This window comes from Ruegeria sp. AF7, assembly GCF_056541885.1.
Map to the genome: position 1 here is coordinate 50,347 of NZ_JBQFYX010000011.1, position 18,170 is coordinate 68,516.

General features: G+C 57.3%; 19 protein-coding genes. 8 read left to right on the forward strand and 11 right to left on the reverse strand.

Features of this window, described 5'->3' with window-relative positions; genetic code table 11:
• Positions 1–47: 47 nt before the first annotated feature.
• The 7 genes from ACR0AP_RS15645 to hpaR form a co-directional block, all read right to left on the reverse strand.
• The gene (locus ACR0AP_RS15645; protein ID WP_480507659.1) at positions 48–980 is read right to left on the reverse strand and encodes a 4-hydroxyproline epimerase; all 933 of its coding nucleotides are present in this window, start codon (positions 978–980) and stop codon (positions 48–50) included.
• The gene (locus tag ACR0AP_RS15650) at positions 971–1,930 is read right to left on the reverse strand and encodes a dihydrodipicolinate synthase family protein (protein WP_480507661.1); all 960 of its coding nucleotides are present in this window, start codon (positions 1,928–1,930) and stop codon (positions 971–973) included. Before ACR0AP_RS15650 ends, ACR0AP_RS15645 begins: the two co-directional genes overlap by 10 nt.
• Before the next feature lie 37 nt (positions 1,931–1,967).
• Positions 1,968–2,690 (reverse strand): amino acid ABC transporter ATP-binding protein, encoded by a 723-nt coding sequence (locus tag ACR0AP_RS15655; RefSeq protein ID WP_480507663.1) that lies wholly within the window; start codon positions 2,688–2,690, stop codon positions 1,968–1,970.
• Positions 2,687–3,349 (reverse strand): amino acid ABC transporter permease, encoded by a 663-nt coding sequence (locus ACR0AP_RS15660; protein ID WP_209507536.1) that lies wholly within the window; start codon positions 3,347–3,349, stop codon positions 2,687–2,689. The genes ACR0AP_RS15655 and ACR0AP_RS15660 overlap by 4 nt, the downstream gene beginning before the upstream one ends.
• An 11-nt stretch (positions 3,350–3,360) precedes the next feature.
• Positions 3,361–3,990: an amino acid ABC transporter permease gene (locus tag ACR0AP_RS15665; protein ID WP_480507723.1), complete on the reverse strand. Its 630-nt coding sequence runs from the start codon at positions 3,988–3,990 to the stop codon at positions 3,361–3,363.
• A 105-nt stretch (positions 3,991–4,095) separates the two neighbouring features.
• The gene (locus tag ACR0AP_RS15670; protein WP_480507665.1) at positions 4,096–4,896 is read right to left on the reverse strand and encodes a transporter substrate-binding domain-containing protein; all 801 of its coding nucleotides are present in this window, start codon (positions 4,894–4,896) and stop codon (positions 4,096–4,098) included.
• 276 nt (positions 4,897–5,172) lie between these two features.
• Complete coding sequence (gene hpaR, locus ACR0AP_RS15675) at positions 5,173–5,613, reverse strand: homoprotocatechuate degradation operon regulator HpaR (protein WP_209507539.1); 441 nt, start codon at positions 5,611–5,613, stop codon at positions 5,173–5,175.
• Between the two features lie 112 nt (positions 5,614–5,725).
• Between hpaR and ACR0AP_RS15680 the strand changes: the two genes are divergently transcribed.
• Genes ACR0AP_RS15680 through hpaH form a run of 6 tightly spaced genes read left to right on the forward strand, consistent with a single transcriptional unit; the run spans position 5,726 to position 11,637 of the window.
• Positions 5,726–6,124 (forward strand): 5-carboxymethyl-2-hydroxymuconate Delta-isomerase, encoded by a 399-nt coding sequence (locus tag ACR0AP_RS15680; RefSeq protein ID WP_480507667.1) that lies wholly within the window; start codon positions 5,726–5,728, stop codon positions 6,122–6,124.
• Between the two features lie 3 nt (positions 6,125–6,127).
• On the forward strand, positions 6,128–7,636 hold the full coding sequence (gene hpaE, locus ACR0AP_RS15685; protein ID WP_480507669.1) for a 5-carboxymethyl-2-hydroxymuconate semialdehyde dehydrogenase: 1,509 nt from the start codon (positions 6,128–6,130) through the stop codon (positions 7,634–7,636).
• A 54-nt stretch (positions 7,637–7,690) separates the two neighbouring features.
• Positions 7,691–8,533: a 3,4-dihydroxyphenylacetate 2,3-dioxygenase gene (gene hpaD, locus ACR0AP_RS15690; RefSeq protein ID WP_209507542.1), complete on the forward strand. Its 843-nt coding sequence runs from the start codon at positions 7,691–7,693 to the stop codon at positions 8,531–8,533.
• A 58-nt stretch (positions 8,534–8,591) separates the two neighbouring features.
• A complete protein-coding gene (locus ACR0AP_RS15695; protein WP_480507671.1) occupies positions 8,592–9,989 on the forward strand; it encodes a pyridoxal phosphate-dependent decarboxylase family protein in 1,398 nt (465 codons plus the stop codon).
• Positions 9,986–10,840, forward strand: a complete 855-nt coding sequence (locus ACR0AP_RS15700) for a fumarylacetoacetate hydrolase family protein (protein WP_480507673.1) — start codon at positions 9,986–9,988, stop codon at positions 10,838–10,840. Before ACR0AP_RS15695 ends, ACR0AP_RS15700 begins: the two co-directional genes overlap by 4 nt.
• Positions 10,837–11,637, forward strand: coding sequence for a 2-oxo-hept-4-ene-1,7-dioate hydratase (hpaH, locus tag ACR0AP_RS15705; RefSeq protein WP_480507675.1), 801 nt, complete (start codon positions 10,837–10,839; stop codon positions 11,635–11,637). Before ACR0AP_RS15700 ends, hpaH begins: the two co-directional genes overlap by 4 nt.
• A gap of 145 nt (positions 11,638–11,782) precedes the next feature.
• On the opposite strand, the gene ACR0AP_RS15710 is transcribed toward hpaH, so the two are convergent.
• Genes ACR0AP_RS15710 through paaG form a run of 4 tightly spaced genes read right to left on the reverse strand, consistent with a single transcriptional unit; the run spans position 11,783 to position 14,934 of the window.
• Positions 11,783–12,379: a TetR/AcrR family transcriptional regulator gene (locus ACR0AP_RS15710; protein WP_480507678.1), complete on the reverse strand. Its 597-nt coding sequence runs from the start codon at positions 12,377–12,379 to the stop codon at positions 11,783–11,785.
• A 3-nt stretch (positions 12,380–12,382) separates the two neighbouring features.
• A complete protein-coding gene (gene paaK, locus ACR0AP_RS15715) occupies positions 12,383–13,693 on the reverse strand; it encodes a phenylacetate--CoA ligase PaaK (RefSeq protein ID WP_480507680.1) in 1,311 nt (436 codons plus the stop codon).
• Positions 13,694–13,717: 24 nt separating this feature from the next.
• On the reverse strand, positions 13,718–14,143 hold the full coding sequence (gene paaI, locus ACR0AP_RS15720) for a hydroxyphenylacetyl-CoA thioesterase PaaI (protein WP_480507725.1): 426 nt from the start codon (positions 14,141–14,143) through the stop codon (positions 13,718–13,720).
• A 5-nt stretch (positions 14,144–14,148) separates the two neighbouring features.
• Positions 14,149–14,934 carry a 2-(1,2-epoxy-1,2-dihydrophenyl)acetyl-CoA isomerase PaaG gene (gene paaG / locus ACR0AP_RS15725; protein ID WP_480507682.1) on the reverse strand — a complete coding sequence of 262 codons (786 nt, stop codon included), beginning with the start codon at positions 14,932–14,934 and terminating at the stop codon, positions 14,149–14,151.
• Between the two features lie 103 nt (positions 14,935–15,037).
• On the opposite strand from paaG, the gene ACR0AP_RS15730 reads away from it, so the two are divergent.
• On the forward strand, positions 15,038–17,071 hold the full coding sequence (locus ACR0AP_RS15730; protein WP_480507684.1) for an FAD-dependent oxidoreductase: 2,034 nt from the start codon (positions 15,038–15,040) through the stop codon (positions 17,069–17,071).
• A gap of 70 nt (positions 17,072–17,141) precedes the next feature.
• On the forward strand, positions 17,142–18,161 hold the full coding sequence (locus ACR0AP_RS15735; RefSeq protein WP_480507686.1) for a TRAP transporter substrate-binding protein: 1,020 nt from the start codon (positions 17,142–17,144) through the stop codon (positions 18,159–18,161).
• Positions 18,162–18,170 lie beyond the last annotated feature (9 nt).

Here is an 18,170-nt window from a genome sequence, read left to right on the forward strand (position 1 = left end):
GTGGTGCGGGGTCGGGGATCGAACAGCGTCTGTCCCCGAACTTGATTTCAAAACGCGATGCCATCTCGGAACGGATCATTCGGCGCGAAAATCAACCTGGCTTCCGACATGATATGCGCCTGCCCGGTCAGGGTGGGAATGACACCTCCGTTCGGGCCGGGTTGGTAGCTCAGCACATAGGGGCTGCCGATCACGCTTTCCTGCACAATCTTTTCCCCGGCGGCCAGCGCCCTGTTTGCCGCCAGACAGGCGAGGCGCGCCGAACTGCCGGTACCGCAGGGCGACCGGTCATATTGATTGTCCGGGCACAGTACAAAGTTACGGCTGTGAACATCCTTGTTGGGGGATTGATCCTGTAGGATCACGTGGTCGACCAGTTCCCCGTTTTCACCACGCACCCCCTGTGCGATGCAGGCTTCACGTATGGCGATGGTCAAATCGGTCAACGCACGAATGTTTCCCGGGTTCACCGGGATCGGGCTGGGGTCGACAATGAAGAACCAATTCCCACCGTAGGCAAGATCGCCGGTGATTGACCCATGGCCGTCAACCTCAATCTGCACAGCTGCCCGCACGCGACGGCTCTCGACATTTGTGACGCGCACGGTATTGGCGTCCAGCAACTCCACCGAGATGACCCCGACCGGCGTTTCCACCCGGTGCGTGCCGGGCCGGATCCGACCCATATGGGCCAGAGTGACACTCAAACCGATGGTGCCATGCCCGCACATGCCCAGAACGGTATCCGCATCGAAATAGATCACGCCAGTCTCACATCCAGAATCTTCGGGCGCGACCAGAAGCGCCCCCACCATACCGGGCTGCCCACGCGGTTCCAACAAGATGGATTTGTAGAACGCCTCATGCTCGGTGGCCAAGCGTCGTGCACGCTCGGCCAGTGGGCCGGACCCCAGATCGGGGCCGCCGTCGAGGATCACCCGCGTAGGCATTCCTCCGGTGTGACTGTCAATCACATGCATTCAGCAATGACCCCGCCCTGGCCGGACCAATCGGTAAACCAAGTGCGGAACAGGTGGTATTGCTGTTCGCAATAGTTGCGCTGGGCATCCGTCAACTCGTCGGTTTCGTTGAAGTGCAAACGGTATTCCTCTTCGCCGTTCAGGACCAGCAGGTGTTTGTAATACAGTACCAGATCGGTGCCCTCGTCAAAGCTGGCCAGCACACCAAAGGCTTCTTCCAGTTCCCGCGCGCGAAGGCGGGCCTCGGCATGACCGGCAGCTGCTTTCTGACACAGGGCCGCCAGCAGAAGTGCCTCCTTAGGCAGGGCAGTGCCGATCCCTGTGATCGAGCCGGTGGCGCCGCAATTGACGAAACCATGGTAGACCTCGGTGTCCACACCAACCATCAGTGTAACCTGATCATCTTTCGAGGTAATGTGTTCCGCCGCATAGCGCAGATCGCTTTTGCCGCCGAATTCCTTGAACCCAACAAGGTTCGGATGATCTGCACGCAATTCCAGGAACAGATCGGCGCGCGTCGCAAAGCCGTAAACCGGGCTGTTATAGATGATTGCCGGGATATCAGGTGCAGCCGACAGGATCGCTTTGAAATGGTTACGCTGCGCCGCGATGGACGATCCACGCGACAATACACGTGGGATCACCATAAGCCCTGCCGCACCAACCTTTTGCGCATGCGCGGCAAGCGCCACGGCTGATTTCGAATTAATAGCACCGGTGCCGACGACAACGGGCAGTCCGGCCGTGATCAGACGTTCGACACCTTCCATCCGTTCGGCATCCGACAAGAGAGGCCAGTCGCCCATCGAGCCGCAATAGACCACGGCAGACATACCCGCTGCGATCATTTCCTTGCCCTTTTTCACCAGCGCGTCGAAATCCGGTGTCCGGTCCGGTTTGCAGGGGGTCATCAGGGCTGGCATGGTGCCGGTGAAGATATTCTGGGACATGAAGGTGACCTTCCTAGTTGTTTTGGGGCGGGGGCTTTTATCGCACATTCGCCAGGAATTTGCGGGTGTGTTCGGATTGGGCTTCGCTAAAAATCTGGGCGGGCGGGCCGATCTCTTCCATCACGCCCTGATGAAAAAAAGCAACCCGGTCTGATACATCACGAGCGAAACCCATCTCATGCGTGACACAAATCATCGTCATCCCTTCTTCGGCCAAAAGCCGCATCGTGTCGAGAACTTCGCCCACCAGTTCAGGATCCAGCGCCGAGGTTGCTTCGTCAAACAGCATGTATTCCGGCTCCATCGCCAGCGCGCGGGCAATGGCAAGTCGCTGCTGCTGACCACCCGATAAGGACGAGGGGAAGACGTTCAGCTTCTCGCCCAAGCCTACATGGGTCAACTGCTTTGCGGCAATGTCACGCGCCTCGTCCCTCGACTTGCCTTTGACAATCTTCGGGGCCAATGCAACGTTTTCCAGTGCTGTCAGATGCGGAAAGCTGTTCCATTGCTGGAACACCATCCCCAGCTTTGTGCGCAGCTTGTTGATGTCGGTGCCTCTTGCATGAACATCAATGCCATCAACCCGGACCGATCCCTGCTGGATCGGTTCCAGCCCGTTGATGCAATAGAGAAGGGTCGATTTTCCGGAGCCTGACGCGCCAATCACCGACAAAACTTCTCCTTTCTGCACATCCAGATCAATGCCTTTCAGCACATGCAGCGATCCAAAATACTTGTGCAGGTCGCGTATTTCGATCATTGGGCCCACCTTTTTTCTAGCGACGCGGAATACCGCGAAATCGGATAGCTGAGCGCGAAATAGAACGCGCCAGCGATTGTCAGAATCAGGAATGGTTCCTGCGTGCGGGTGATCAGGATCTGGCTGGCTTTCAGCAGTTCAACATAGCCCAGAACCGAGACCAGCGCGCTGTCTTTCATCACACCCAGCGCGACCCCGACCCATGCCGGGAACACCGCGCGCCCACCGATCGGGAAGACGACATAGCGCAGATCCTGCCAATAGGTCATGCCCAGACTGCGCGCCGCGCGGCGCATCGGATCGCCGACGGCCTCAATCCCGCCGCGCGCCACATTCGCAACCAGTGCTGCTGTGTAGATGGATAGGATCACCACGCCCGAGGCGAACGGGTCCAGATTGAGTCCGACAATTGGTGCAAAGTTGTAAAACAGCACCAGTTGGATGATCAGAGGGACCGACCGGAAAATATCCAGAACCGGAGCCAACGTCAGGGTCGCTGCCAGTTTGCCCTCGTACAGAAGCCATCCGCACACCACGCCAATGACCGTTCCTATGGAAATCGAAAGTACTGAAATCCAGAGCGTTCGTAGCGCGGCTTCGCCCAGAAACCACAGATCGTTGATGTTGAAGCCGCTGAAAAAGCTGACAGTGGGTTGCATCTGTGCCTCCTTCAATAGCGGAAAAGCCGGGACGCCAGCAGGCGCGAGGCAAGCAGGATGATTTTGACGATCACGTAATAAATGAACGCGGTGACGGCAAAATATTCAAAGATGCGGAAAGTGCGCGAGGCAAAGAACTGCGTCTCGCCCGACAGCTCCCGGAAGCCGACCAGCATGCCCAGCGAGGACATCAAAACAGCCCAGACCATCTGGTTCGTGATCGGATGATAGACAATGCGAAACACCTGTGGGATCACGACGCGTGTGTAGGCCTGCCACGCGGTCATGCCCAGCGATCGCGACGCGCGTAACTGTGTCTCGGGGACGGCCTGAAAGCCGCCGCGAAAGTTTTCAGCCAGATAACCGGCGCAATTGAATGTCAGTCCGGCCAGCACGATGAAGTACGGCGACAGATGCAGGCCAAAGGCACCAAGCCCGAAGCCGAAAAAAAATAGCTGGAACAACGCCGGAGTATTACGCGCCAGTTCGACCCAGGCTGAGGCGAACCAGTAAAGCGGTCCTTTCACGTGTAGCCGCGTCAGCGCCAGACAAAGCCCGATGACAATGCCGAGGACCATTGCCAGCACGGCAACCTGTATCGTCAGCAGCGATGCTTCAAGCAGGTCCGGCAGGCTTTTCATCACCGGCCGCCAATGGAAGTTATAGTCGAACACGGGTGTTCCTCGCACAATCTACCGGTCCTTTCGCCCGAAGAGAACCGGGCGAAAGGTTGGTAGGGTAAAGGATCAGTACATTACGCCGGGAATGCGCAGCTCGGGGGCTTCGCCACCGACATATTTACCCCAATGCTCCTGATAGCGGCCCGAACGCACCTGGTGGGTCACGAACAGGTTCAGGAAGTTCAGCCAGGTGACATCTTCACGCTTGCCGACAACCGAAGTGTAGTCGGTGGTCCATGGCATACGAGGACCGGCAACAACAGTGTCATATTGCTGGGTAATCGGCAGCACGGCAGTATTTGTGGTAATGCCGATATCGGCCTTGCCCTGAGCCACCGCCAGGAACACCTCATTCTCGGATTGATAGCCCTGGTAATTGCCTTCTTCACCCCATTCGGCGGCGATCTTCAGCCATTCCTGCTCGGGTACCGTGCCGATTGCGGCAGCCACGCGCTTGCCGCGGATATCCTCGAAGGTTTCAATGCCGCTTTCCGCGTTCACCACACCCTGCGCATAATAGATGGCGTAAGGAATGGTAAAGCCCACGGTCCGCGCCCGTTCGAGGCTGTCCGAGGTTGCTCCGAATACAACGTCTGCGCGTCCGGTGACGATCACTGGCAGGCGTTCTGCCCAGGTCAGCGGCAGGATTTCGGCGTCAACTTCAAGGGCGGCGGCCAGATCATTGCAATATTCCACGTCAAAACCCGCCGGTTCGTTGTTGGCGTCGCGATAGCCGATCGGCGGAAAGTCCAACACTACACCGCAGCGCAATGTCCCGCGATCTACGACATCGTCCAGCGTGTCCGCCATCGCAGGAACCGTGGAGATAGTGGTGAGGGCCGCCAGTGTGGCGAGTTTGTTGAGCATGTGATCCTCCCTGAATCAATCGATACGCGGAGAAGTAACGGATAATGTATCCAACATCCAGTATTTTGTTTTGACCTCGACAACCTTCTTGTGGTGACAAGGACATCTTGGAGTGGTGATGGGGTTGAAAAGACTGACTTACCGCGCCCGTAAGGGGTGCGTTATCGTCGTGAGGCGAATTTCAGCCAGTAAGACCGCCTGACACTTCCAATCAAGCGGTAATTGGGTTCCCTACAGAGAACCGCATTGGCAACCACTGAGGTCAAGTGCGCTGGTTCAGGTTCTGACGGCCTGCAATTCTTCGAGCAGATCCAGAAGTTGATCCAACTTTTCCTGTCCCATTTGTGCCTCGATGTTGCCGGTGATCGCAAGCGAAGCCGCTAGGTTGTCCGTAAGAATAGATCGGCCTGCATTGGTGATCGTGACCATGGTGCGACGTTTGTCATCACTATCCCGACGGCGTGAAATCTGACCTTCGGCCTCCATCGTTCGCAGGATGCGCGTCACACTAGGAAGAAGCAGACATGCCTCGTGAGCGATTGTGCTTTGCTCCACTTCACCAAGCTCATCTAGCACACGCAAGACGCGCCATTTCTGTTCGGTCAGATGAATGCTTTGCAGCATATCCCGGATCGGGGACATGACGGTTTCCCGCGCGCGCAACAGTGCGATTGGAAGGGAGCGGGCGGTGCTTTTGATATGGCTTTGCGTGGTCATGCGGTTTTCTAGAATGCTGCAATGGCAATTGCAAAGATTAACAAGGCAATCTCTTGACGTGCGGCTTTGAAAATAATAAACATGTTAACTAAATACGCAGAAAGGGAAGGCTATGCCGCATTTCCACGTCGAGTATTCCGGCAATCTGGAAGACAAGATCGACATGGACGGTCTGTGCGAATGCATACGGGCCGCCGCTGCAGGGGTTGAGGCGTTTCCTATGGCCGGAATTCGTGTTCGGGCTACGCGGGTTGATCACTATGCCATCGCTGACGGCAACCCGGCGCACGGGTTTGTCGATATCTCGATCCGCCTGAGAGCGGGCCGGCCTAAGAATGTCAAACGGGACGCCACGCAACGCATTTTTGAGGCGGTTGAGGCCTATCTGTCCCCCGCCTTCGCCGGACATTCCATCGCGCTCTCGCTTGAGATGCGTGACATTGACCCAGACCTTTCGCCCAAGACCGGCACGATCCGGGACCATTTGGGCGCGACCAACCAGGAGACCTGATCCATGAGCGCACTGGATACGAATATCGAGAAGCTGGCGGGCTTTCTGGCCCGGTTTAAGGAAACCGGCATCAAGAACCGGATCGCGGGCGAAGATCGCGACGGTTCCGCAGGGGTGTTCCAATCCACCTCCCCGGTTGACAGGTCGGTGATCTGCGATGTCGCCCATGGCACAGCCGATGATATCGACGCTGCCGCCAATGCCGCCCACGCCGCATTTGCCGATTGGCGCGACATGCCTGCCACCGAGCGGCGCCGCATCTTGCTGAACGTTGCCGATGCGATCGAGGCCCGTGCCGAGGAAATTGCGCTGTGTGAATGCTGGGACACCGGCCAGACCCTGCGCTTTATGTCCAAGGCCGCGCTGCGGGGGGCCGAGAATTTCCGGTATTTCGCGGATCAGGTGGTCCAGGCGCGGGACGGTCAGCACCTTAAGTCGCCGACCCTGATGAACATCACCACGCGCGTTCCGATTGGTCCGGTGGGGGTGATCACGCCGTGGAACACGCCGTTCATGCTGTCGACATGGAAGATCGCACCTGCTTTGGCTGCCGGGTGCACTGTGGTTCACAAACCGGCCGAAGATTCTCCGCTGTCCGCTCGCCTGCTGGTGGAGATCGCCGAAGAGGCCGGGCTGCCCAAGGGTGTGCTGAACACCGTGAACGGGTTCGGCCCCGATGCGGGTAAGGCGTTGACGGAGCATCCGTTGATCAAGGCGATCGCCTTTGTCGGTGAAAGCCGCACCGGCAGCATCATCACCAAACAAGGTGCCGATACGCTCAAGCGGATGCATCTGGAACTGGGCGGCAAGAACCCGGTTGTTGTGTTCGACGACGCCGATCTCGACCGGGCGCTGGATGCGGTGATCTTCATGATCTACTCGATCAATGGCGAGCGCTGCACGTCATCCTCGCGCCTGCTGGTGCAGGACACCATCAAGGACGCGTTCGAGGCAAAGCTGATCGAACGGGTCAACACCATCAAGGTCGGCCATCCGCTGGATCCTGAGACCGAGATCGGGCCACTGGTGACCGAGGAGCATTATAACAAAGTGACTTCCTATTTTGACATCGCCAAAGAAGACGGTGCGACTGTCGCCGCCGGAGGTGTCAAGGTCGGCGACACAGGGTATTTCATTCGCCCAACCCTGTTTACCGATGCCAATAACCAGATGCGTATCGCGCGCGAAGAGATATTCGGCCCGGTTCTGACTTCGATCCCGTTCTCGACCGAGGACGAGGCGCTGCAGATCGCCAACGACACACCATACGGTCTGACCGGCTATGTCTGGACCAATGACCTGACCCGCGCCTTGCGGTTCACCGACAAGCTTGAAGCCGGGATGATCTGGGTGAACTCGGAAAACGTCCGCCACCTGCCCACGCCGTTCGGTGGCGTCAAGGCATCCGGTATCGGCCGCGACGGCGGCGATTGGAGTTTCGAGTTCTACATGGAACAAAAACACGTCGGCTTCGCAACTGGCCAACACAAAATCATGCAATTGGGCAAGTGAAACCGGAAGGAGGCCGCGGTACGCTGAAGTCGGTACACACGAGGAGGAACTGTCATGGGAAAGATCGTACAAGCCGCAAAGATCACGCATGTGCCAAGTATCTGGATGTCCCACACGATGCCGAAATATAAGGGCATCCGGCAGTCTGCCATTGATGGGTATGCGCGCCTGCGCCAGGACGCGATAGATCGCGAGGTCGAGACCTTTCTTGTGTTCGACACCCATTGGATCACTAATCAGGGATTTCACCTGAATACCAAAGAGCACCACAAAGGTCGCTTCATCAGTCATGAACTGCCGCACATGCTGGCGGATATGGAGTTTGATTATCGCGGCGATCATGCTTTGGGCGAAACCATTCTTGATGTTTTGCGCGAGCGCGGCGAGCGGGCACTTGGCCATTCGCACCCCGATATGGGAATGGAGTACGGCACACTTCTGCCTATGCATTTCATTAACGATGGATTGAATGCCAGGGTTTTGCCCGTTGCAGTCAACCAGTTCTCGTCGATCCAGGAAAACCGCGTCTGGGGTGAGGCCATTGCCGAAGGTATCCGGCGTTCCGACCGGAACGTTTCCATACTGGCATCCGGCTCACTCAGCCATGATTTCACACCGAATGAACGCTCAGTTGAAGGGCTCAATGCGGTGAACGGTGAATTTAATCGCCAGATGGATATGCGTGTTCTGGAGCTTTGGGAACAGGGAAGGTTTGAAGAATTTCTTGAGATGCTTCCGGACTATGCAAAGAAATGTACAGGCGAATGTGCAATGAATGACACTGCTTTGCTGTTTGGAGCACTGGGTTGGGGCAGCTACAAGGGTGAGATCGACATCTACACCCCGTATTTCGGCAGCTCTGGCACTGGTCAAGCAAATGTCAGCTTTTCGGTTTGAACCGGACAATCGAACACTAAGATTCAGTGGCGATCCCGTCACAAAGGAAAGTCAATAAATGAACTGGGACGCGTTTTCGCATTGGGGTCAGCACATCTCGAAATGGGCGGCCGACTATCACAGAACTCTTGCCGAGCGCCCTGTTCGCGCACAGACAAAACCAGGACAAATCGCTGCCCAGCTAATGGTATCGCCCCCCGAGAGTGGCGAGCCGATGGAAGCCATCATGGCCGATTTCGAACGGATTGTGATGCCGGGTATTACACATTGGCAACATCCCCGGTTCTTTGCCTATTTTCCGGCCAACGCAGCGCCCCCGTCGATGCTGGCTGAAATGCTGGTGACCACAATCGCGGCGCAATGCATGTTGTGGCAGACCTCGCCAGCTGCGACCGAGGTCGAAGGTGTCATGGTCGATTGGCTGCGGCAGGCGCTTGGGTTGCCCGAAGGTATGACCGGAGTTTTTCAGGACAGTGCATCATCCGCCACGTTGTCGGCCGTTCTGACCATGCGGGAACGGGCCACAGGGTTTACCGGTAACCGCGAAGGCCTGAACGCCAAGGGCGCACTGCGCATCTACTGCTCGGATCAGGTGCATTCATCGATTGATCGGGCTTGCTGGGTTGCGGGGATCGGTCAGGACAATCTGGTGAAACTTCCTACAGGTGGTCCGACCTTTGCGATTGATACTGGGGCTCTTGATACCGCAATTCAGGGTGACATCGCCGCCGGACATATTCCCGCCGGTATCATTGCAATCACGGGCGGTACTGGTGTCGGGGCCTGCGATGATCTGGTAGCGGTCGCTGAGATTGCGCAAAAATATGACCTCTACACACATCTTGACGCGGCCTGGGCGGGGTCGGCGATGATCTGCCCTGAATTTAGAGAGGCCCATTGGCCGGGTGCCAACCTTTACGACAGCATTGTCTTCAACCCACATAAATGGATGGGGGCGCAGTTCGATTGCGCGATCCAGTTTCTGCGGGACGCCGCGCCACAGCTCAACACGCTTAAGATCGAACCGGAATACCTCAAGACCACCGGGGCAGAGGTGACGAATTATTCGGAATGGACCATCCCCTTGGGTCGACGGTTCCGGGCACTAAAGATCTGGTTCTTGTTGCGCTCTTATGGTCTCGACGGGTTGCGGGACCGTATTCGCAACCATGTACTTTGGGCCAATGAAGTTGCAGAAAAGATCGGTGCGATCGAGGGGTTTGAGATCACCACCGGCCCGATCCTAAGCCTGTTTTCCTTTCGCTGTCCGGGGGATGACGCCGCGCAGCAGCGGCTGGTGGATGCGTTGAATGACGATGGCCGAATTTACCTGACGCAAGGCATGTTCGATGGCCGCAAGATCATCCGCTTTCAGGTCGGGCAATTCGATACAACGCGCGATGACGTGCTGATGGCGGCGGATGTCATCCGAGATGTCTGGGAGAGCCTGCTATGAAGTTCGCGACGTTCAGTGCTGCAGGGGATACCTTCTTTGGCGCGATCACCGATGATGGCGCGATCGCTCTGAATGGTGATTTCCCCGAGTTTTCCAGCCTGTATGAGGTCATCGCTGCTGGTGCGTTTGGCCGGTTGGCTGCGGCGGCCGAGGGTAAGCCTGTGACCCATTCCGATTTCACCTATGAAATGGTGATGCCGGATGCACGTCGCATTCTGTGCGTCGGCGTGAACTTTCCGGACAGAAATGCGGAATACAAGGATGGCAGCGCGCAACCGGAATATATGTCGCTGTTCCCCCGCTTTGCCAGCGGCTTTACCGGCCACAACCGCCCGCTGATCCGTCCGCCGGAAAACCACACGCTGGATTACGAGGGCGAAGTGGCCATTGTAATCGGCAAGGCGGGTCGCCGGATATCGCAGGACGAAGCCTATGAGCACATCGCCGCGTTGACGCTGTGCAACGAAGGCACGATCCGCGATTGGGTGCGCCATGCCAAGTTCAACGTAACTCAGGGCAAGAACTGGGACAATTCAGGGTCGATCGGCCCTTGGCTGGTGCCCTTCACCGACCCGGCGCAATTGGATGACGCCCGCATTCAAACCCACGTCAATGGTGAGTTGCGTCAGGACGACACCCTCGACCGCATGATGTTCCCGATCCGGCGCGAGATCGAGTATATCTCGACCTTCATGACCCTGAAGCCGGGTGACGTTATCGTAACCGGCACCCCCACCGGTGCGGGCGCGCGCTTTGACCCGCCAAAATATCTTGCACCGGGTGACGTGGTCGAGGTTTCTGTCGGAGGTATCGGCACCCTGCGCAACACAGTCGAGGATGAGAAGGCATGACACCCGAAGAGCATGCCCGCGCAGCAGCCGACCTGCTTCAGGCCGAACGCACCGGCGACCAGATCGGTCTGCTGAGCCTGCGCCACCCCCAGATGGGTATGGACGACGCCTATGAGGTGCAGAACGCCATCTATCGCCAGAAGCTGGCTGAGGGTCGCAGGGTCATCGGGTGGAAAATCGGTCTGACATCGAAAGCGATGCAATATGCGCTGAACATCGATATTCCCGACAGCGGCATCCTGTTTGATGATATGGCGTTTGAAAACGGTGGTACGGTCCCTGCGGGCCGATTCATCCAGCCCCGGATCGAGGCTGAAATCGCCTTTGTCATGAAATCCGCCGTCGGTGGCGAGAATGTGAGCCGCGACGTTATCATATCCGCCACCGATTACGTCGCGCCAGCGATTGAAATTCTGGACACACGTATTCAGCGTCAGGACCCCGAGACTGGCAAGGTCCGAACCGTCTTTGACACGATCAGCGACAATGCCGCCAATGCGGGCATTGTGCTGGGCTCCGAGCGTCATGCGATCGACGCGTTCGACCTGCGCTGGGTTGGCGCCTTGACCTTCCGCAACGGTGAGATTGAGGAAACCGGCCTAGGGGCCGGCGTATTAAATGATCCTGTCGAAAGTGTTGTCTGGCTGGCCCGGCGCATGGCGCAATATGGACAAAGCGTAGAACCGGGGCAGGTTATTTTGTCCGGCAGTTTTATCCGCCCTGTCGAGTGCCCCCCGGGCACAGAAATTCACACGGATTTCGGGCCGTTCGGCGCGGTCGATATCAACTTTGCCTGAAAGGCTGTCTCTGGGAAAGCCATCAGGGCAGCATTGAAGGCTGGAAGCCTGCTGGTCGGATGTTGTGTGACCCTGCCGGCCTGTCCCGAGATCTTGAATATCGCGCCTGACAAAGCCCGGGTGTCGTTTTGCCAGAAGGGACAACCTAAAGCTTTTGCACACCATGCATGGTCAGGGTGCACACCAGATCGGCATAATCCTCGCGGGCTTTGGCGCCTGCGCCGGTGTTCCACATGTAATACCAGTTCAACATGCCAAAGACTGACATCGTCGCGCCGCGAAGCTTGTCCTTGGCGCCGTCAAAGGATCCGGGCGACATTTCCAGAAGTATGTCGCGTACAAAGTTCACCAGATCAAGCTGATAGCCCCGCAGACGTTTTTGCTGTTCTTCGGTCAATGCGCTCATGCCGCTGATCTGAACCCGGTGCTCGTCATCTGCACCTTGATAGGCAAAAAGGATCTCGCGCACTGCTTTGCGCAATTTTTGTTCGGGGTTAAGGCCGTCCAGATCAACATTGCAAATCCGGTCCCGCAACTCACGCAGGTACGTTTCAAGGATGTCATACAGGATGGCATCCTTGCTGTCATAGTAGTGGTATATGTTTGCTTTCGAGATGCCGCATTCTTTGGCCAAAAGGGTCATCGAAGCACGGTCAAACCCCTGGTCGGCAAATACTTTTGCCGCCATCTTCAGGATCTGTTCCCGCTTTTGGTCGTGGTCTTTGGCAATTGTCCGGGCCACGGCTCAGTCCTTATCGCGATTGTCTACAACGCGCTTCGCCTTGCCCTGAGAGCGTTCGACGTCGCCGGGGTCACCTACTACAATTTCGGTTGAAACGCCAACGACGTCCTTGATGCGTTTGGTCAGCATCCGTGCAGCGGCCGTTTTTGACAGCTCGTCGGTGGAATCGGGGGAGGATTCAACAAAGACCCGCATGGCATCCATGCGACCGGATTTGTAGAGCTCGATCTGGTAATAGGGGGCAAGACCGCCCGTTGCCATGACCTGTTCCTCGATCTGGCTGGGGAAAACGTTGACGCCGCGCAGGATCATCATGTCGTCACTGCGACCGGTGATCTTTGCCATCCGGCGCATGGACCGGGCCGTCCCTGGCAGCAGGCATGTCAGATCGCGTGTGCGGTAGCGGATCATCGGCAGCCCTTCTTTGGTCAGTGTCGTGAACACCAATTCTCCGGTTTCGCCATCGGGCAGGACTTCTCCGGTCGCCGGGTCGATGATTTCCGGCAGGAAGTGATCCTCCCAGATTACAGGCCCGTCTTTGGTTTCAACGCATTCATTGGCTACTCCGGGGCCCATGATCTCGGACAGGCCATAGATATCGACGGCGTGCATGTCGAAGGCTGCCTCGACCTCGGCCCTCATCGCGTCAGTCCAGGGTTCCGCACCAAAAACGCCAACCTTCAACGAGCTCTCACGTGGGTCGAGACCCGCCTTGTGGAACTGTTCAAGGATATTGAGCATGTAGGAGGGTGTAACCATGATCCCGTCAGGCCGGAAATCGTTGATCAGGTTGACCTGCTTTTCGGTTTGCCCGCCCGACATCGGGACGACGGTCGCGCCAAGGCGTTCGATCCCGTAATGGGCACCTAGCCCACCGGTGAACAGCCCATAGCCGTAGGCATTGTGCACCATGTCGCCCTTGCGCAGCCCAGACGCGCGAAGAGACCGCGCGCCAAGATCAGCCCAATTGTCGATGTCATTCTTTGTGTAGCCAACCACCGTCGGTTTGCCTGTCGTGCCGGAGGAAGCATGCAGACGAATTATCTCGCTGCGCGGGACTGCAAACAAGCCAAACGGATAGTTGTCGCGCAGATCGTTTTTGTACGTGAACGGAAATTTCGACAGATCTGAAAGCTGCTGAAGATCGTCAGGATGCACGCCAGCCTCGTCAAAGCGCTGTTTGTACATCGGAACGTTTTCATAAGCATGACGCAAGGACCACTTCAGACGCTCAAGCTGTGTGGCGCGAATTTCGTCGATCGAGGCGATTTCGATCGGGTCAAGGTCCGCTTTGTTGGGGGAAAGGTCTTTCATCGCGTAACTCCTCCAGTCACGAAACTATTCTTGAAAATTCTGGCCGCCAATGGTGCGGGACATGCCGCGAAACTCAGCGATCAGAGTATTGTCTTGATTGATGACGCGGACGTCGTAGATGCCGCTGCGACCGGACAGGTTGACTTCTGTCGCGGTAGCAGTCAGGCAGTCATCTTTCCGTCCCGGTGCAAGATAGCTGACCATCGTATGCTGCGCTACAGTTGCAACATTCCGGCTGTTGCAGGCAAAGGCGAAAGCACTGTCAGCAAGAGCGTGCGTGACTCCGCCATGGCAAATACCATGTCCGTTGCAGTGATGCGGCGCAACAGTCAGGGACAGGACTGCGTGCCCTTCATCGACCTCGACAAGCTCCATCCCGAACCATTTACTGGCTTCGTCACTGGCCCACATCGCCGCTGCGGATTTTTGGGCGCGTTCTTTTGGGGTCATCATCATCATCTTCCCTGAAAATGCGGTACGCGTTTTTCGAGGAAACTGGACACGCCTTCGGCGTAATCAGCACTTTCCCCGCAGGTTTTCATTGCGTCCGCTTCAATTTCAAGCTGATCGGACAAGGATGTGGTGGCTGCTGTTTGAATGCACTGCTTGGTCAGGCCCAACCCAAGGGTGGGGCCGTTGGCAAGTTGCGCGGCAAGAGCGCGTGCTTCGGTCATCAGCTGATCATCGGGCAACGCCTTCCAGATCAACCCCCAGTCTTCGGCCTGCTTGGCGGTTAGGGGCAATGCTGTCAGGGCCAGCCCCTTTGCGCGCGCCTCGCCCAACAATCGGGGCAGGTGCCAGCTGCCGCCTGTGTCCGGAATCAACCCGACCTTGGAAAAACTCTGGATGAACTTCGCGCTTTCCCCGGCCAGAACCATGTCGCAGGCCAGTGCAAGGTTCGCACCCGCGCCCGCGGCCACGCCGTTGACGGCACAAACGACCGGGAAATTCAAAGACCGGATCAGTCGAACCAAAGGGGCATAGAAAGTGCGTACAGTTTTGCCCAGGTCGGGCGGGCCATCCATTTTCGAGGGATCGCGGTCTCCAAGGTCCTGACCCGCACAAAAACCGCGCCCTGCGCCGGTCAGCAAAATCGCGCGGGCACCATTTTCGCGCGCGCTCTTCAGCGCGTCGTGAAGGGCAAGATGCATCTCCTCATTGAACGAGTTCAGCTTGTCGGGGCGGTTCAGGGTTATTTCAACCCAGTTTCCGTGATCATGTACAAGGATCGTATCGCTCATGGCAGTCTCATCTGTTCCCGTGACAACTTAATCATTGCATTAACCGAACGGTTGGTCAATATATAAACCCGAACCGAATCTGGACTGATCAAAGGGATTGCAAATGCCGCAACCGTCGCTGGTGAGTGTTGACTTTAAGGGCGACGTGGCTTGGGTCACGGTCGACAACCCGCCGGTGAACGCAACCTCGACGGGCGTTCGGCAGGGTCTGGCCGACGCGGTCGATGCAGTTCAGAAAGCTCGGGTTGCCGTCCTGTGCTGCGCCGGTCGGACATTCATCGCGGGCGGTGATATGTCCGAGTTTGACGCGGCTCCGGTTGAGCCGCATTTGCCTGATGTTGTTCAGAAAATCGAAGACAGTAATGTGCCGTTTATCGCCTGTATGCGCGGCAACGTGTTGGGTGGCGGGTTTGAAATTGCCATGGCCTGCGCGTGGCGGATCGCAGCGCCGGGCACCTGCTTTGGGCTGCCGGAAGTCAATGTGGGCCTGATCCCGGGGGCGGGGGGCACGCAGCGATTGCCGCGCCTTGTTGGAATGGAAGCGGCGGTCGACATCGCCTGTTCGGGTAAAATCCTGAAAGCCGAAGAAATGGCCATTCTCGGGGGAATTGACCTGATTGCCGATAACCCAATGTCGGCTGTTCTGGATTTTGTCGCCAACCTGCCAAAGCGCCCGGCACCTGTCAGTCAATGGCCCGTCGGTGAAGTCGCGTCTGACCTTCTGGAGACGAGCCTTCAGGTTTTGAAAAAACGCGCCAGGGGTCAGCAATCACCGCTGGAAAACCTAACTGCGCTCAGCTGGTCGTCCGAACCCTTTGCTGTCGCACAGCCGAAAGAGCGTGCGCGCCATCTGGCACTGCGTCAAAGCCCTGAAAGCCGCGCCCTGCGATACGCCTTTTTTGCCGAGCGCCAGGTGGTCAGACCTTCGATGATCGCAGGTGTCACCCCGCGCGATATCAGCCGGATCGCAGTTGTCGGTGGCGGGTTGATGGGGGCAGGGATCGCGACCGCTGCCCTGAATGGCGGTCTTTCGGTCACTCTGATCGAGAGGGATATGGAAGCAGCGGCCGCAGCCCATGATCGGGTTGAGGGGCTGTTAAAGGGGGCAGTCAAGCGGGGCAAGATGTCCGAAGCACAGCTGCAGGAACGCCTTGCCGCGTTTTGCGCCGTGGACAGCTACTCCGAAGCTGCGAACGCTCAGCTGGCTATCGAGGCTGTGTTTGAAGACTTGTCGGTCAAGCAACAGGTTTTTGCAGAATTGGCCAGCCATATGCAGCGTGACGCGATTCTGGCCACGAACACGTCGTACTTGAGCCCGGTCGAGATCTTCGCAGGTATCGAAAATCAATCGCGGTGCATTGGTCTGCACTTCTTCAGCCCTGCCCATGTCATGAAGCTGTTGGAAGTCGTGCATACACCGCAAACTTCGCCCGAAGTTGTCGCCACCGGATTTGCGCTTGGAAAAAGGCTTCGCAAGGTTTCTGTCCTGTCGGGCATCTGCGATGGTTTTATTGGCAACCGGATGTTGGCTGCGTATCGGCGCGAGGCTGATTATTTGCTGGCGGATGGGGCGTTGCCTTATCAGGTGGACCAGGCAATGCGAGCTTTCGGGATGCCCATGGGGCCTTACGAGCTGCAAGATCTGACAGGCCTCCAAATCGCCTGGGCCAACCGAAAACGCAATGCCGCAACCCGCGACCCGAACGAACGCTATGTGACGATCGCTGACCAACTTTGCGAGATGGGTCGTCTTGGCCAACGCACAGGCAAAGGATGGTATCGCTATGAAGTGGATCATCGCGAACCGATCCGCGATCCCGAAGTGGAGGCGTTGATCGAGTCCTACTCGGCTGAACAGGGCATAACGCGGCGGGCATACGCGCAGGACGAAATCGTGTCGCGCATCTTGGCGGTGCTGGCCAACGAGGGCGCGTTGATCATTCAGCAGGGGATCGCCGAGTCCGCGGAAGCAGTCGATATGGTTCAAATTCACGGCTACGGCTTTCCGCGCTGGCGCGGCGGGCCGATGAACTATTGCAAGGAAATCGGAGCCAACACGTCGCACGCAATGATGGAAACCGTAGCCAAGGAAAGCCCCGGTTCATGGCGCGTCGCGGGCTGTCTTGGAGACAATTAACAAGTTGATGGTTACAAAAGTGACCATTAACGCATTCTTGACTCATGTTTCACAGGGAGGAGACAGAACTATGAAATTCACAAGGTTGAGCACACTTCTTGCCTCAGCTGCACTGGCCGTTTCAGGTACAGTGGCGCTTGCAGCAGACTATACGCTGACCATTTCCAGCTGGGCCCCGCCGACCCATGGCATCAATGCCAAGATGTGGCCGAAATTCGTCGAGATGATCGAAGAGGCCACCGGTGGTCAGGTCACCGCCGAGCTGAAGTTGGGCCTTGCCCCGCCCCCCGCGCAGATGGACTTGATTATGGATGGTGCTGCAGATGCCTCGATCATATTCCACGGCTATCAGCCGGGTCGGTTTGTCACCACCAAGATGATCGAACTGCCCGGATATGAAGGCTCGGCCGAGGCTGCGTCGGTCGCATATTGGCGCGCATATGACGCACATTTGAAGGCGGCGGACGAACACCGTGGTGTGAAAGTGATCGCCTTGCACACGCATGGTCCGGCTCAGCTGCATTCCAGCAGCCCGGTGACGTCGCTGGACGAAGTCTCGGGCCTCAAGGTTCGCATCCCCGGCGGTGTTGGCGGTGACGTGGGCACGGCGTTGGGTGCAACCGGTATCCAGGTTCCTGCACCGAAAGTGTATGAAACTCTGGCCTCCAAGGCCGCAGACGGCGTCGTCATGCCCTTTGAATCCCGCAAAGGTTTCAAGCTGACGGAAGTGGCCCAGAACGTTTATGAGGTCCCTGGCGGCCTGTATCGCGGTTCTTTTGCCTTTATCATGAACGAGGACACCTTCGCTGACTTGCACGCCGATCTGCAGGCAGCGCTGGAAGAAAACGTTTTCGGAGAACCGCTGAGCCGCGAGATTGGCAAGATCTGGGATGAGATCGATGCGATCGGCCGGGAAGAAACCGAAGGCACCGAAGGCAACGCGATCCATGCCGCATCCGCTGAAGATCTGGAAAAGTTCAATGCGATTGCTGCGGATGTACGTGCCAAAGTTATCGACGAAGTCAATGGCACAGGCATCGACGCCCAAGCAGCCTATGACATGATCGTAAATGAAATGGCTGCGCAATAACGCAGTCTG

What these genes read in the sequence shown, in the direction of transcription:
- ACR0AP_RS15645 (WP_480507659.1), bottom strand. Translation starts at nt 980, where the DNA reads ATGCATGTGATTGACAGTCACACCGGAGGAATGCCTACGCGGGTGATC.
- ACR0AP_RS15650 (WP_480507661.1), bottom strand. Translation starts at nt 1,930, where the DNA reads ATGTCCCAGAATATCTTCACCGGCACCATGCCAGCCCTGATGACCCCC.
- ACR0AP_RS15655 (WP_480507663.1), bottom strand. Translation starts at nt 2,690, where the DNA reads ATGATCGAAATACGCGACCTGCACAAGTATTTTGGATCGCTGCATGTG.
- ACR0AP_RS15660 (WP_209507536.1), bottom strand. Translation starts at nt 3,349, where the DNA reads ATGCAACCCACTGTCAGCTTTTTCAGCGGCTTCAACATCAACGATCTG.
- ACR0AP_RS15665 (WP_480507723.1), bottom strand. Translation starts at nt 3,990, where the DNA reads ATGAAAAGCCTGCCGGACCTGCTTGAAGCATCGCTGCTGACGATACAG.
- ACR0AP_RS15670 (WP_480507665.1), bottom strand. Translation starts at nt 4,896, where the DNA reads ATGCTCAACAAACTCGCCACACTGGCGGCCCTCACCACTATCTCCACG.
- hpaR (WP_209507539.1), bottom strand. Translation starts at nt 5,613, where the DNA reads ATGACCACGCAAAGCCATATCAAAAGCACCGCCCGCTCCCTTCCAATC.
- ACR0AP_RS15680 (WP_480507667.1), top strand. Translation starts at nt 5,726, where the DNA reads ATGCCGCATTTCCACGTCGAGTATTCCGGCAATCTGGAAGACAAGATC.
- hpaE (WP_480507669.1), top strand. Translation starts at nt 6,128, where the DNA reads ATGAGCGCACTGGATACGAATATCGAGAAGCTGGCGGGCTTTCTGGCC.
- hpaD (WP_209507542.1), top strand. Translation starts at nt 7,691, where the DNA reads ATGGGAAAGATCGTACAAGCCGCAAAGATCACGCATGTGCCAAGTATC.
- ACR0AP_RS15695 (WP_480507671.1), top strand. Translation starts at nt 8,592, where the DNA reads ATGAACTGGGACGCGTTTTCGCATTGGGGTCAGCACATCTCGAAATGG.
- ACR0AP_RS15700 (WP_480507673.1), top strand. Translation starts at nt 9,986, where the DNA reads ATGAAGTTCGCGACGTTCAGTGCTGCAGGGGATACCTTCTTTGGCGCG.
- hpaH (WP_480507675.1), top strand. Translation starts at nt 10,837, where the DNA reads ATGACACCCGAAGAGCATGCCCGCGCAGCAGCCGACCTGCTTCAGGCC.
- paaK (WP_480507680.1), bottom strand. Translation starts at nt 13,693, where the DNA reads ATGAAAGACCTTTCCCCCAACAAAGCGGACCTTGACCCGATCGAAATC.
- paaI (WP_480507725.1), bottom strand. Translation starts at nt 14,143, where the DNA reads ATGACCCCAAAAGAACGCGCCCAAAAATCCGCAGCGGCGATGTGGGCC.
- paaG (WP_480507682.1), bottom strand. Translation starts at nt 14,934, where the DNA reads ATGAGCGATACGATCCTTGTACATGATCACGGAAACTGGGTTGAAATA.
- ACR0AP_RS15730 (WP_480507684.1), top strand. Translation starts at nt 15,038, where the DNA reads ATGCCGCAACCGTCGCTGGTGAGTGTTGACTTTAAGGGCGACGTGGCT.
- ACR0AP_RS15735 (WP_480507686.1), top strand. Translation starts at nt 17,142, where the DNA reads ATGAAATTCACAAGGTTGAGCACACTTCTTGCCTCAGCTGCACTGGCC.